The sequence below is a fragment of the Nonomuraea jiangxiensis genome (assembly GCF_900099965.1).
GTDB lineage: Bacteria > Actinomycetota > Actinomycetes > Streptosporangiales > Streptosporangiaceae > Nonomuraea > Nonomuraea jiangxiensis.
Genome location: NZ_FNDJ01000012.1, coordinates 37405 through 50439, shown reverse-complemented (window position 1 = coordinate 50439; position 13035 = coordinate 37405). Strand labels below are relative to the sequence as shown.

Genomic DNA, 13035 nt, shown 5'->3' with positions numbered 1-13035 from the left:
TCATTCTCCGCATGGCGCGCGTGCCGTATGCTGTACGGTACGTTGTACGGTGTCGCCTATCAGGGAGAGATCATGACTTCTCTTGACATCCGGCCCTTCCACCTGGAGATCGCCCAGACCGACCTGGACGACCTGCACGCGCGGCTCGACCGGGTGCGCTGGCCGGACGAGGTGCCCGGCCTCGGCTGGCGATACGGCGTTCCGCTGGCCCACCTCAAGCACCTGGTCGAGCACTGGCGCACCGAATACGACTGGCCCGCCGCGCAGGCCGCTCTCAACCGGCACGACCAGTTCCTCACCGAGATCGACGGGCAGCGGGTGCACTTCCTGCACGTCCGCTCCGCCCGCCCCGACGCCCTGCCGCTGCTGATCACCCACGGCTGGCCCAGCTCGCCGGCGGAATACCTAGACGTGATCGAGCCGCTCAGCCGCGACTTCCACCTGGTCATCCCGTCCCTGCCCGGCTTCGGCCTGTCCGGCCCCACCCACGAGACCGGCTGGGGCTCCACCCGCGTCGCCCGCGCCTGGCTGGAGCTCATGACCCGGCTCGGCTACGCCCGCTTCGGCGTGCAGGGCGGCGACTGGGGCACCTGGATCTCACGCGAGGTCGGCGTGCTGGCCCCCGAACGGGTGGCGGGCATGCACGGCAACGGCATCATCTGCTTCCCCATCGGCGCCCCCGGCGAGCTCGACGACCTGAGCGAGGCCGAGCGGGAGCGCCTGGCCTTCCGCGAGCGGTATATGACCGAGCAGTACGGCTACAAGCTCATCCAGTCGACCCGGCCGCAGACCTTCGCCTACGGCATGGCCGACTCCCCGGTGGCGCTGCTGGCCTGGTTCGCCGGCGTCTACCACGAGTGGAGCGACGCGGAGATCGACACCGACCGGCTGCTCACCACGGTCATGCTCTACTGGCTGACCAACACCGCCGGCTCGGCCGCCCGCTCGTTCGTCGAGACCCCCGACACCGACCAGGACACCAGCGTCGAGTGGGAGCTCAAGCCCGCCACCGTGCCCACGTCGATCTCGGTCTTCCCCAAGGACATCCTGCGGCCGATCCGCCGCTTCGCCGAACGCGACAACAACATCGTCGGCTGGGTGGAGCACGAGCGCGGCGGCACGTTCGCCGCCCTGGAGGTGCCGGAGACGTTCGTCACCGACGTCCGCGCGTTCTTCACCGGCCTGAGCTGAGCGGGCGCCCCGCGCGCCGGCGCCGGTGTGCCGGTGCGGCCGTTGTACTCCAAGTCGAGCCGTGACCGTCACGTACGCGATCAGCCCGGCCCGCTCGCAGTCTCCTCCGGACGGCCGCCGGGGTGCCGATGGCGCCAGGCCCAGAACACGGCGCACGACGTCAGCGCCCACGCGCCCAGCACCAGGAACGGCGTCGCAGACTGGTGCCCGGGGAAGTAGACGGCGGTGTGCTGGGCGTTGACCGAGGCTCCCGGCGGCAGCCAGCGCCCGATGAAGCTCAGCGGCGAGGGCAGCAGCGGCCAGGCCACGGCCCCGCCCGAGGACGGGTTGCCGAGCAGCACCATCAGCGCCCACGTGGGCACCAGCGACCAGCGCCCCATGAAGGTGTTGAACATCGTGAACACCATCCCCGAGGTGAACATGGTCAGCGTCAGGATGAACCACGACTCCAGCACCGGCAGCCGCAGCGCGCCGAGGATCCAGTCCACGATCGCGACGATGGCGAACGCGCCCAGCGCCGCGTACGCCACGGTGAACGCGATGCGCTCACCGGCTTCCAACCCGGCGGCGTTACGGCTGAGCTGCGCGGCCCCGGTGTACCCGATGACCACGGCGGCGACCGTGATGTAGAACAGCGCCAGGCCGCGCGGGTCCGCATGCTGGAGCGGCTTGACGTCCCGGATCGTGAGCGGCCTGCCCGCCCGCGCGGCGACCTTCGGGGCCTGCTCGGTGAGCAACTGGGCCACCGACGCGCCCGAGGCGCTCGACACGTCCATCTCGATCGTCTGCCCCCGTACGAACACGGCGGCGTAGACCTGCTGCCGCTCGATGGCCCGCATGGCATCGGCGCGGGTCGCCAGATACCTCAGGTCGAGCGAGGCGGCCATGGCCCGCTCCAGCCCGAGGGTGAACGCCTTGCCCTGCGCGGTCTCGTGGCTGGCGCCGACCACCGCCACGGGGATGTGGTGCGGGGCCGGGGCGGCCATGGCGTACGTGTACGACCCGGCGAACGCCCCCGCCCCCGCCGCCAGGATCAGCACCAGGACGGTCGCGGGGAAGTACGGCGACCGCCGGAAGGCCGCCCACCATTCACGCATGTGCCCACGCTAGGCAGGCCGACGCCGGGCCCCGGCCGCTGACATCCGGGCCGTGACGGCTTGCGAAGCCATTCAAGGGACGCCCGTGACGCGGGACGCGCGCCACGGGCGGTGTGCTTCAGCACACGGGACCAGCGCCACTGGCGGGGTGCCCGTGACGCGGGGCTCGTGCCACGGGCCGAGTCCTCAGACCTCGACGCCCGACTCCTTGGCGGCCCGGTCGATGGCCGCCAGCTCGTCGTCGGTGAAGTCCAGGCGGTCGACGGCGGCCACGTTGGCCTCCAGCTGCTCAGGGCTGGAGGCGCCGACGAGAACCGAGGTGATCCGGGAGTCCCGCAGCGCCCAGGCCAGGGCGAGCTGGGCCACCGACTGGCCGCGCGCCTCGGCCACCCGCGAGAGCGCCCGTACGAAGTCCAGCACCTGCGGCGTGACCCGGTCCGCGGTGAGGAAGCGGCCCTCAGCGGCGCGAGAGTCGGCGGGGATGCCGTCCAGGTAGCGGTCGGTGAGCAGGCCCTGCGCCAGCGGGGAGTAGACGACGCAGCCCACGCCCTCCTGCTCCAGCACGCCCAGCAGGGACTGCTCGATGCGGCGGTTGAGCAGCGAGTAGGAGGGCTGGTGGACCAGCAGCGGGGTGCCGAGCTCGCGCAGCAGGCGGGCGGCCTCCGCGGTGCGCTCGGGGGAGAAGTTGGACACGCCGACGTAGAGCACCTTGCCGGCGCGGACCATGTGGTCCAGGGTGGCGACCTGCTCCTCCAGGGGCGTCTCCGGGTCCTCGCGGTGCAGGTAGTAGATGTCCACGTAGTCCAGGCCGAGCCGGGCCAGCGAACGGTCGAGGGTGGCCAGCAGGTGCTTGCGCGAGTTGCCCTTGCCGTACGGGCCGTCCCACATGGGATTGCTGCCCTTGGTGGTCACCACGACCTCGTCGCGCAACGACCGGGGCAGCAGCCGGCCGAAGGCGGACTCGGCGGCGCCCAGGGGCGGGCCGTACCGGTCGGCGATGTCGAAGTGGGTGATGCCGAGGTCGAGCGCCTTGTGGAAGATGTCCCGCTGGCTGTCGAGCGGCTTGCCGCCGCCGAAGTTGTGCCACAGGCCGAGCGACACGGCGGGCAGGAGCAGACCGCTGCGGCCACATCTTCTGTATGGCTGGCGTTCGTAGTTCAAGAAATACCTTCCCACGGAATTAAATTGACCGGACCCCAGTAAAGCAGCTTCCCGCCGCCCGCCACAGACGGAGGCGCGCGTGCCAGGGCGGAGGCGCCGCTGCGCAGGCCGGGGCCGTGGGCTCGGCCTCCGGGGTCCCGGCCTCCGGGGTCAGGTCCCGGCCTCCGGGCGGGCGATCATCAGGACGACGACGATCGCCCAGAGCAGGTTGTAGATTCCGGCGAGCATGCTCAGCGAGCGCAGCCGCTCGGCGCTGCCGGGCGTGGCCAGCGCCTCCCGCTGGCGCGGGCAGATCAGCAGGGCCAGCAGGCCGCCCGCGACGATGGTCAGAACCATGGAGACGTTGAGCCAGAGCTCGCCCATCCGGCCCTGAACGACGCCCAGCACGATCCCGGCCGCCGGCACGACGAGCCCGGCGATGCCGTAGCCCCGGCTGACGCGGTGCAGCAGGACGGCCACGGCCCGGTCGCGCTCGCCGCTGTCACCGGCGGCGGTTCCGGCCGGGGCCGCGACGGGCGCGTAGCGAGGGAACAGGCTCGTCGCCACGGCCGACCCTCCGACGAACACGATCGCGGCCAGCACATGCACCGACAACAACGCCTTTTCCATCGGTCCTCCCGTCATCCATACCTTCAGGCAGCCTGAAGCCTAGCAGACAAGCTTCAGTCTGCCTGAAGGGAGGGGGAGACGGGCTCTCAGCGGGTGGTCTCGTCCTCGAAGGCGGCTCGGGCGGCGGCGGCGATGCGCCGCGGGATCGGATCCGCCTCCGGGCCGAACAGCCGCTCGTCCACCTCCGACAGCACGTCTTTCGCCGCGTCGAGCAGGCGCGCGCCCGCGGGCGTGGTCTCGATGCGGGACGCGGAGCCGGCCCGGGCGGTGCTGTCACGCACCAGCCCGGCGGCGACCAGCGCCTTCACCGCCGTGTGCACGCTCTGGACCGTAGTGCCCGACATCCGGGCCAGATCGCTGAACGACACCCCGGGCACGCTCGCGATGTGACCGAGCAGCCCGAGCTTGCTGACCGTGAGATCGAGCGGCGCCAGCGCGGCGCCGAGTTCGGTCTCGATCCTGCGCGCCAGTGTGAGCAGGATGATGGAGGCGCTGGTCACGGGCGGGCCGGGACGGTCGTCGGTCATCTCCCCAGTCTCCCGCACCGCCGGGCGCGGCCGTTCGTCGGCGGGTCACCCCTTGTCGCGCGGCCAGGTGAGCTTCGGCCGGGCCGGCTTCCTCGTCTCCTTCAGCTCGGGCAGCCTGCCGGGCTGGTGGTATTCGACACGCAACTTGGAGTAGCCGCTGTCCGTGCGCGGCTTCCCGTTCTCGTCCAGCACCGGAGTCTGCTCGACCTCGGAGTAGGCGGGCAGCAGGGTGGCCGGGTCCAGGTAGGTGACCACGTGGTAGCCGGTGCCCATCGCGCCGTTGTAGCTGTAGGGGTGCGTGTCCGGGTCCACGCCCGAGGTCTTGAACGACCACATGAGAACCTGCGCGCCGACGTAGAGGCCGGAGCGCGGCACCGGCTTGTAGTCCACCACCATCCGGACGTACTGCCTGCCCTTGACCTCGGCGAGCCGCGGGGCGCCGGGGTGGACGAAGCCCTGATACTCCTCCCGGAGCTCCTTGATCCAGGCGTCCGCCTGCGCGCCGGTCAACCCGCCCGTCAGTATGCCGTCGGTGATGTAGCGGTAGGCGCGCTTGGCCAGGCAGAGGTCGTCCCAGCCGGGTTCGGGGTCCCGCCAGTCCTTGGAGTAGAAGCTGTAGATGCGCTCCTTGCCGTCGCGGCAGTACGAGAGCGGATCGTCCGGCCGGGCCGAGCCCCACGCCATCCGCCACTTCTTGGTGCGGTAGTCGAACCCGCTCTCCCAGACGTAGCCGGGCTTGCCCTCCTCGAAGTCCTCGGCCTCGCTGTAGGACTCCTCGGTGATGTGCAGCACCGGCTGCGTGACCGCCTTCCTGAAGCTCGCGTAGAACAGCGCCCCGGGATCGACCTTGCTCAGGTCCGCCGTGGTGAGCGGGCTCTTCTTCAGCACGTCGAGGCTGGAGGTGTCGACCGCCGCGGCCGCCGGTCCGCCGCCCCCGCCGAACCGCTGCCACACCAGCAGACCTGCCGCGCCGGCCGCGAGCAGCACGACGAACACCACCACCGCCGCGATCACCCCCACTCGGCCCCGCCCGCGCCGCCGGTGCGGTGGCGGGGGAGGCCCGGGGTAGGGGGCCGGCGGCGGACCGGGCGGGCCGCCGTACCGGTGATGCTCGTTCGGTCCCCCCGACCACTGCGTCATCTGGTGTCTTCCCTCGTCACATACGCCATGTTCAGGGCGGAACGCTAGCAACCGCTCGGCCCCGGCGAAGAACGCTTCGAATTCTGATGAACCGATCGGCGGGTAGAACGGCCATGGGGCATGTCGCGGCGAGGCGAAGGAGGGCGGGATGATCGACCCGTCGATGGTGCGGTTCTACCAGGACAACGGCTACCTGCTGGTCAAAGGACTGCTGAGCCGCGAGGAGGCGCTGGCGTACCGGCGGGAGTGCCATGAGGTGCTGGCGCGGTTGCGTCCGGTCGACCCGACCTGGGGGAGCGCGCGCGAGCTGGGCGGCGGCGCGACCGAGCTGCGGCACTGCCACGACGCGCAGTTCTACTCGGCCGCGTTCGCCCGGCTCATGCTCGATCCGCGCTTCACCGACGTGGCCGCGGCCCTGATGGGGACGGAGAACGTCCAGCTGCACCACACCAAGATCTTCGTGAAGCCGGCCGAGAAGGGCTCCCCCTTCCCCATGCACCAGGACGCCGCGCACTTCCCGCACACCAGGCACACCGTGGGCGCGGCCATCTTCCACTTCGACGACGCGCCCGAGGAGAAGGGCTGCGTACGGATTGTGCCGGGCAGCCACCGGCAGGGGCCGCTGCCGCACGTCGAGGAGGGCGGCTGGCACCTGCCGACATCGCGGTGGCCGCTGGAGTCGGCCGTCCCCGTGGCGGCCGAGGCGGGGGACGTGCTGTTCATGACCTACCTCACCGTGCACGGGTCCGGCGTCAACCGGGCGGACGAGGCGCGGACGACCCTGCTCATCCAGTTCCGCGACCCCGAGGACCGGCCGGCCGACAACGTGCACCGGTCCAGGGGGCAGGGGATGATGCTGCGCGGCGTGGACCCGACCGCCCTGGACTGACCGCAGAGATCGGCAGCGCAAGGTCCAGATGGTCGTGATGTTTCCGTTACCAACTTCGGGTATCTCGGCCGGTTGCCCGCCCTCGTAGGCCGCAGAGGGACGAACGGAGACGGCGCAATGACCATCGAGTACATCCCCGAACCACAGACCCGGGGCGGCACCGAAGAGTTCGGGCTGACCTGGCAGGGCATCACCCTTCCCCGCGAGATCCTGGACCGGCACGGCGCCAGGATCCTCGATCCCTGGTCCGGGCCACTGGACCAGGGCGAGCGCCGGCCGGATTCCACGGTCTACCGCTCGAACGTACTGCTGGTCCCCGGTCAGGCGCTGATCTCCGACGAATCGGTCGGCTGGATCGACGGCGCGCTGTCCGAGCTGGGACTGCGGCTGTCGCCGGTGAGCGTCGAGCGCGCCCGCGGCAGGGACTACGGCTCCGAGAACGTGTGGATGCCGGCCGTGCTGGAGATCGACGGCAGCCGCCAGGACGTCGACGTGGACGCTTGGCGGGCCCTGCGGGCCCTGCGCAGGGCGCTCAGCAGGGAGCCGGACGACCGGGCGGGCCGGGCGGAGCTGGCCATGATCTCGCTGGACCACCTGTTCGTGGGGTCGGCCACCAGCGGGATCGGCTCCCTCGACCTCGGCGGCGAGCCCGCCACCAGCGGGCACGCCATGACCGACCAGCCGGGTACGAGGTCCAGGCCGGAATACGGCCGCATGCCCGTGACCGTGGTGGCGGGGCCGCCGCCCCGCAGGCCGCTGGAAGACCTCGGCGGGCCCAGGATCACGGTGGTGACGCTGGACACCGGCGTGGCCAAGCACCACCCCTGGTTCCGGCCGGTGACGGACCACGACGCGTTCCTGTCCGTCGATCCCGACGGGCAGCGGCAGATCGAGGACACCCACCCGGCCTACGCCGACCGCGACATCGCCCGGCTCGTCGGCTACGAGGACCTGGGCCTGCCGGCCAACCCGCTGCTCGGCATGCTGAACACGCACGCCGGGCACGGCCTCATGCTGGCCGGTCTCGTCGCCCAGATCGCGCCCGACGCCCGGGTCCTCATGTACAAGGTCATGCACAGCGACGGCATCGTGCCCGGCGAGGCCCTGCACGCCGCCCTCGACCGCCTGCTGTGGCGCCTGGACCACGGGGAGCCGGTGGACGTGCTGTGCTGCGCCTTCGGCGGCTTCTCGGAAGCGGGCGACGCGGCCATGCAGGCGCTGTTCGACAAGGTCAACCAGTTGCGGGCGCGCGGCGTCATCGTGGTCAACGCCGCCGGCAACTACGCCACCACCAGGCCCTTCTACCTGGCCGCCCTGTCCGAGACCGCCGTGTCCGGCCCGCCGCTGGCCCCCATGATCGGCGTCGCCGCCAAGAACCCCGACGGCACGATCGCGATCTTCAGCAACGAACATCCCGCCGTGCGGTGGCGCGCTCCCGGCGCGATGGTGGTCAGCACCTTCCCGCCCCAGTTCCAGGGCGCCCAGAACGCGGCGCTCACCACCGGCGAACGCGCCTCGCTGGACGTGGACGCCGTGGGGCCGTTCTGCGCCTGGAGCGGCACGTCGTTCGCCGCGCCGATCGTCGCCGGCTGCATCGCCGCCGAGCTGACCAGGACCATCGGCCAGGTGGGCGTCGATCCCGTCGAGCGGGCCAGGTCGGTGGTCGACATGATGATCAACGACAAGCTCGTCCGCCCGGAAGTCGTCCCCATCTGATGACCGGCGACCCCGTGGTGGACAACGCGCCCACCGGTCGCGGCCAGCGCCGCGACCGGCTCGCCGCCCTGCTCGTCGAGGCGCGCCACGGCAAGCGGGACGCCCTGGACACGATCGTCGCCGAGCTCACCCCCGTGCTCTGGCACACCGCCAGGAACCAGGGCCTGAACCCCCAGGCGGCCGAGGACGTGATCCAGACGACCTGGCTGACCCTGCTACGTCACCTGCACACCATCGCCGCGCCCGGCGCGCTGATCGAATGGCTCGTCACCACGACCCGCCGCGAGGCGTGGCGGGTCAGTGCCGCCTCCCGCAAGGACGACCTCCCGGGCGACGACACGTTCGACGAGCTGCCGGACGGCGTGCTCACCCCCGACGAGCTCCTGGTGGACGACGAACGGCGCCGTGCCCTGTGGAACGCGGTCGAGAGGCTGCCCAAACGGTGTGGCGAGCTGCTCAGGATCGTCGCCTTCGTGCCTCGTCCGCACTACGACGACGTCGCCGCCGCACTGGGCATGCCGATGGGCAGCATCGGGCCCACGCGGGGACGTTGCTTCGCGAAGCTACGCCGCCTGCTCGCGGAGGACCCGGATTGGAGCTCCTGATGAACACGGAAGATGGGAGCAGGTCGCCCCACTTCACCCCCGAGGACCAACTTCTCGTCGAGGAGATCGCCGCCGTCTACGAACACGTCGATCCTGTCCCGGCCACCCTGGTCGAACGCCTGCAGTTCGCCCTGGCCCTCGAATCGCCGGACTTCGAGATCCTGCGCCCGTACGAGGAGGCGGTGCTCCCGGCCGGCGTCCGCGGCGGGGAGGAGAGCCGGACGATCACCTTCGACAGCGACATCCTCACCATCATGATCAGCGTGAGCGAACGTGACGAGGACATCGTGCGCGTGGACGGCTGGCTGGCCCCGCCCGGCGACCACCTGGTGGAGCTGCGCACCAGCGGGGGCGCGACCACCGTCAGGGCCGACGACCAGGGCAGGTTCGTCCTCGACGCGGTCCCTCGGGGCCTGTCGCAACTCGTGGTGCGGCAGGGGCTTGATGATCCGGCCCGGGCGACGATACTGGCGGTGACGCCCTCACTCATCCTCTGACCACCGCGAGGCGGGATTGCAGGACACCGGGCGGGTCGCGCCGCTCCGGGAGCGGGTGGAGCGCCTGCACAAGCTCAGCGTCGAGGCGACCGACAACGGCCGCCCGGCGCTGGCCGCCCGCAGGTTACGGCAGGGCCTGACGCTGCTCGGCTGGAGCGCCCCCACGCCGGGGTCCGTCACGCCCGGGTCCGTCACGCCCGGGTCCGTCACGTCCGGGTCTGGCGTGTCCGGGTCTGGCTTGTCCGGGCAGGACGGGCTGCTCGCCCGGCTGCTGACCAGCCTGGCGCACGCCGAGGCCGAGCAGGGCCGTACCGGGCTCGGCATGGACCTGCTGGAGCAGGCCCAGCGCTGCGCGCCCCCTGCCGAGCTGGCCATCGTGCACGCCCAGCGCGGTCTGCTGCACCTGCGTACCGGGTCGAACGCGCTGGCGCTGCGGGAGCTGGACCTGGCCGCCCCGATGCTGGTCGACCATGACCGCGTCGAGCTGGCCAGGGTCCTGCTCAACCGCTCCGTCATCCACCTCATGACCGGGCGCGTCCGCCTGGCCAGGGACGACGCCCGCCAGAGCGCGCAGATCGCCCACGCCCACGGCCACGAGGTGCTCGCGGCCAAGGCCCTGCACAACGACGGCTACTGCGACCTGCTGCTCGGCGACGTGCCTGCGGCGCTGGCCGGGTTCGCCCGGGTCGAGCCGCTCTACCGGGACGTCAGCCCCGGCTTCCTGCCGGTGCTCGCGCTCGACCGGGCCCGTGCGCTGCTGGCCGTGGGGCTGACCGACGAGGCCGGCCGTACCCTCGACCGGGCCATCGACGGCTTCCGCAAGCAGCGGCTCATGCAGGACTACGCCGAGGCCGAGTTGGCCCGCGCGCAGTGCGCGCTGGACGCCGGCCGGGTCGCCGAGGCGCGGACCTGGGCCCGGCGCGCGGAGCTGCACTTCTGGCGCCGCGACAGCACCGCCTGGGCGCTGCGGGCGGTCCTCATGCGCCTGCGCGGCGAGTTCGCGCGGACGGCCAGGCCCGGCTCCGTCGCCCGGCGGGCGGCCGACCTGTCCGGCCGGTTCGAGGGGCTGGGCATGCCGGGCGAGGCCGAGATGGCCAGGTTGGTCGCGATCCGGGCGCTCGTCGCCGCCGGCCGCCTGCCCGAGGCGGTCGCCGCCGCGGCCGCGAGCCCCGCCGCCCGCGGCGCGCCGCTCGACGTGCGCCTGATGCGCCACCTCACGGCGGCCGAACTGGCGGGCGCGCACGGGAAGCGCGGCCTCGACCTGCGCAGGGTGCGGGCGGGCCTGGCCCTCATCCACTCCCACCGCGGCACGCTGGGCAGTCTCGACATGCTCACCGGCGTCACCGCACTCGGCGCCGACCTGGCCGCCCGCGGCCTGACGACAGCCCTGTCCGGCGGCTCGGCGCGGCACGTCTTCACCTGGTCGGAACGGTGCCGCGCGCAGGCCTTCCGCTACCGCCCGCCGCACGCCCCCGAGGACGAGCGGACCGCCGAGGCCCTGGCCGAGCTGCGCCAGCTCGCCCAGCGCATGCACGCCGACGAGGCCGCCGGGCAGCGCCGGCCCGAGCTGCGCAAACGCTGCCTCGAACTCGAACAGGTGATCAGGGAGCGGGGCTGGCAGCTCTCCGGTGCCGGTCCCGGCCTCGCCCTGGCCTCCACCCGCGAGGTCGAGGGGGAGCTGGCGGCCGACGACTGCGTCATGGTCAGCCTCTTCGCCGTGGACGGCCGGCTGCTGGCCCTGACACTCGGGAACGGGCGGTGCCGCCTGCACGAGCTCAGCGCGTACGAGCCGGTGGCCGAGGCCGCTCGGCGGCTGGCGGGAGACCTCAACGCGCAGGCCGGGCGTATCCTGCGGCCGGCGATGCGGGCGGTGATCGAGGCCTCCGCCCGGCGGCAGCTCGGGATCATCGCCGACGCGGTGGTCACGCCCCTGCGGGCGGAGCTGGCCGGGGCGCGCGGGATCGTGATCGTGCCCACCAGGGGCCTGTCGGCGGTGCCCTGGGGACTGCTGCCGGGTCTGCGCGGCCGGCCGCTAATGGTGGCGCCGTCCGCGCTGGCCTGGTCGTCGGCGCGGCGGGCGCGCTCGTCGTACGAGCCGGACGCGGGGTCCGCGGTGCTGGTCGCCGGGCCCGACCTTGAGCACGCGGAGGCGGAGATCGAGCAGCTCGGAGCCGTACACCCCAAGGCGAAGCAGCTCAGGGGCGGGCTGGCCACCGTGTCGGCCACACTCGACGCACTCGACGGCGCGTCCTTCGCCCACTTCGCCACGCACGGGCACCACGAGCGCGAGAACGTCTTTTTCTCCCGCCTCGACCTGGCAGACGGCCCGCTCATGGCCTACGACCTGCAGCGGCTCGGCCGGGCGCCGGGACACGTCGTCCTGTCGGCGTGCGACGTGGGCCAGGCGGTCGTACGGGCGGGGGACGAGCTGCTCGGGTTCACCGCGGCGCTGCTCTATCTGGGCACGTCCACCGTCATCTCCAGCCTGACCCGGGTGCCCGACGAGACCGCCGGGCGGATCATGATGACCTACCACAGGAACGTCGCCGCGGGCGCGCGCCCGGCCGACGCCCTGGCGGCGGCCTCGGCGGACGAACCCGCCGCCGCGTTCGTGTGCTTCGGCGCAGGCTGACCACCGATCCGCCCCCGCTCGGGCAGCACGCCCCCGCTCGGGCAGCACGCCCCCGCTCGGGCAGCACGGCCACGCCCGGGCGGCCGACCTATGCCCGATCCCGCCGGTTCGCTTCCGATCGGGCCGGTTCGCTTCCGATCGGCCGGCTCGCGTCCGGTGCTTCATGGTCGCGCCTGGGCTGTCGGCTCGTGACTGATCTGCGCGTTTATGGTCGGTGACGGTCGGTAAGGTCCGTTGAAGGCGACCGAGCGGGGGGATCGGATGTCGTTCAAGGACGAGGAGATCGCGCGGCTGGCCGCGTCCGGTTGGGCCCGGTGCGCGTCGGTGGCCGCGGCGGTGCGGGCCGCGGGGCTCCCCGCGATCTCGCACGTTTACCTGGAGCAGGCCTTCGGCGACGACCTCTGGGCGCGTGCCGAGCACGCGGTGCGCGCCCTGCGCGAGCACTTCGCCTCGGCGCGCTTCGCCGACGAGACGGACTACGGCCTCCTCCTCGTGCCCGACCCGCACAACCTGGACACCCGGCGGCCGGTGCCCCCCGGCACCCGGAGGGACCAGCTCGGCACGCCGACCGCCGACGTGTTCGACGACCGCCTGCCCGCCGGCGTCCTCGGCGTGCGCGGCGGGGCGCCCTGGACCCCGGTGGCCACCGTCATCGGCCGCTACGGGCCGTCGCTGGGGAGCCACAACGAGATCGTCAACGCCCCGGCGGAGGAGTTCACGGTCGCCGGCGCCGACACCAGGACGCTGATGATCCGCCAGCTCTGGGGGGCGCGGCTCCTGCAGTGCGGCTCCGAGCTGCCCGACAGCGAGGTGAACGCACGCTGGACGTTCACGTTGTTCCCCGGCGAGGGACTGATCGCCGGCATGGCCGAGTCCGGCACGGTGCTCAGGGGCAAGGTACGCTTCCGGCTCGGCCGGCCCGACCGCAAGATCGGATCCGCCCGGGTGGCTCCCGCCCTCGCCCTGTGACA

The 13035-nt window shown here is 72.5% G+C and carries 12 protein-coding genes; 7 read left to right on the top strand and 5 right to left on the bottom strand.

What is annotated here, in order from left to right; translation table 11 throughout:
• Positions 1 to 72 precede the first annotated feature (72 nt).
• Positions 73 to 1191 (top strand): epoxide hydrolase family protein, encoded by a 1119-nt coding sequence (locus tag BLS95_RS25670; RefSeq protein ID WP_090937085.1) that lies wholly within the window; start codon positions 73 to 75, stop codon positions 1189 to 1191.
• An 80-nt stretch (positions 1192 to 1271) separates the two neighbouring features.
• On the opposite strand, the gene BLS95_RS25665 is transcribed toward BLS95_RS25670, so the two are convergent.
• The 5 genes from BLS95_RS25665 to BLS95_RS25645 all read right to left on the bottom strand — a co-directional run bounded on the left by BLS95_RS25665 (position 1272) and on the right by BLS95_RS25645 (position 5725).
• On the bottom strand, positions 1272 to 2288 hold the full coding sequence (locus BLS95_RS25665; RefSeq protein WP_090936204.1) for an ABC-2 transporter permease: 1017 nt from the start codon (positions 2286 to 2288) through the stop codon (positions 1272 to 1274).
• 186 nt (positions 2289 to 2474) lie between these two features.
• Complete coding sequence (locus BLS95_RS25660) at positions 2475 to 3449, bottom strand: aldo/keto reductase (RefSeq protein WP_090936201.1); 975 nt, start codon at positions 3447 to 3449, stop codon at positions 2475 to 2477.
• 150 nt (positions 3450 to 3599) lie between these two features.
• Positions 3600 to 4058: a hypothetical protein gene (locus BLS95_RS25655; protein WP_090936198.1), complete on the bottom strand. Its 459-nt coding sequence runs from the start codon at positions 4056 to 4058 to the stop codon at positions 3600 to 3602.
• An 86-nt stretch (positions 4059 to 4144) separates the two neighbouring features.
• A complete protein-coding gene (locus BLS95_RS25650; protein ID WP_090936195.1) occupies positions 4145 to 4585 on the bottom strand; it encodes a MarR family winged helix-turn-helix transcriptional regulator in 441 nt (146 codons plus the stop codon).
• A gap of 45 nt (positions 4586 to 4630) precedes the next feature.
• Positions 4631 to 5725, bottom strand: coding sequence for a hypothetical protein (locus tag BLS95_RS25645; protein ID WP_143043864.1), 1095 nt, complete (start codon positions 5723 to 5725; stop codon positions 4631 to 4633).
• A 148-nt stretch (positions 5726 to 5873) separates the two neighbouring features.
• Here BLS95_RS25645 and BLS95_RS25640 point away from each other — a divergent pair, with 148 nt between their 5' ends.
• From BLS95_RS25640 to BLS95_RS25615, 6 genes are all read left to right on the top strand, one after another.
• Positions 5874 to 6614 carry a phytanoyl-CoA dioxygenase family protein gene (locus BLS95_RS25640; RefSeq protein WP_090936189.1) on the top strand — a complete coding sequence of 247 codons (741 nt, stop codon included), beginning with the start codon at positions 5874 to 5876 and terminating at the stop codon, positions 6612 to 6614.
• Positions 6615 to 6731: 117 nt separating this feature from the next.
• The gene (locus tag BLS95_RS25635) at positions 6732 to 8330 is read left to right on the top strand and encodes a S8 family peptidase (protein WP_090936186.1); all 1599 of its coding nucleotides are present in this window, start codon (positions 6732 to 6734) and stop codon (positions 8328 to 8330) included.
• Positions 8330 to 8935, top strand: coding sequence for an RNA polymerase sigma factor (locus BLS95_RS25630; protein WP_090936183.1), 606 nt, complete (start codon positions 8330 to 8332; stop codon positions 8933 to 8935). The genes BLS95_RS25635 and BLS95_RS25630 overlap by 1 nt, the downstream gene beginning before the upstream one ends.
• Positions 8935 to 9432, top strand: a complete 498-nt coding sequence (locus BLS95_RS25625) for a hypothetical protein (RefSeq protein WP_090936180.1) — start codon at positions 8935 to 8937, stop codon at positions 9430 to 9432. The genes BLS95_RS25630 and BLS95_RS25625 overlap by 1 nt, the downstream gene beginning before the upstream one ends.
• Positions 9433 to 9448: 16 nt before the next feature.
• A complete protein-coding gene (locus BLS95_RS25620) occupies positions 9449 to 12064 on the top strand; it encodes a CHAT domain-containing protein (protein ID WP_090936177.1) in 2616 nt (871 codons plus the stop codon).
• A gap of 261 nt (positions 12065 to 12325) precedes the next feature.
• A complete protein-coding gene (locus tag BLS95_RS25615) occupies positions 12326 to 13033 on the top strand; it encodes a hypothetical protein (RefSeq protein WP_090936174.1) in 708 nt (235 codons plus the stop codon).
• The last annotated feature ends 2 nt before the right edge of the window (positions 13034 to 13035 follow it).

Excerpts from the sequence above, each read along its gene's own strand:
- BLS95_RS25635 (WP_090936186.1), top strand. The coding sequence starts at position 6,732 with ATGACCATCGAGTACATCCCCGAACCACAGACCCGGGGCGGCACCGAA.
- BLS95_RS25665 (WP_090936204.1), bottom strand. The coding sequence starts at position 2,288 with ATGCGTGAATGGTGGGCGGCCTTCCGGCGGTCGCCGTACTTCCCCGCG.
- BLS95_RS25650 (WP_090936195.1), bottom strand. The coding sequence starts at position 4,585 with ATGACCGACGACCGTCCCGGCCCGCCCGTGACCAGCGCCTCCATCATC.
- BLS95_RS25670 (WP_090937085.1), top strand. The coding sequence starts at position 73 with ATGACTTCTCTTGACATCCGGCCCTTCCACCTGGAGATCGCCCAGACC.
- BLS95_RS25625 (WP_090936180.1), top strand. The coding sequence starts at position 8,935 with ATGAACACGGAAGATGGGAGCAGGTCGCCCCACTTCACCCCCGAGGAC.
- BLS95_RS25640 (WP_090936189.1), top strand. The coding sequence starts at position 5,874 with ATGATCGACCCGTCGATGGTGCGGTTCTACCAGGACAACGGCTACCTG.
- BLS95_RS25645 (WP_143043864.1), bottom strand. The coding sequence starts at position 5,725 with ATGACGCAGTGGTCGGGGGGACCGAACGAGCATCACCGGTACGGCGGC.
- BLS95_RS25615 (WP_090936174.1), top strand. The coding sequence starts at position 12,326 with ATGTCGTTCAAGGACGAGGAGATCGCGCGGCTGGCCGCGTCCGGTTGG.
- BLS95_RS25655 (WP_090936198.1), bottom strand. The coding sequence starts at position 4,058 with ATGGAAAAGGCGTTGTTGTCGGTGCATGTGCTGGCCGCGATCGTGTTC.
- BLS95_RS25630 (WP_090936183.1), top strand. The coding sequence starts at position 8,330 with ATGACCGGCGACCCCGTGGTGGACAACGCGCCCACCGGTCGCGGCCAG.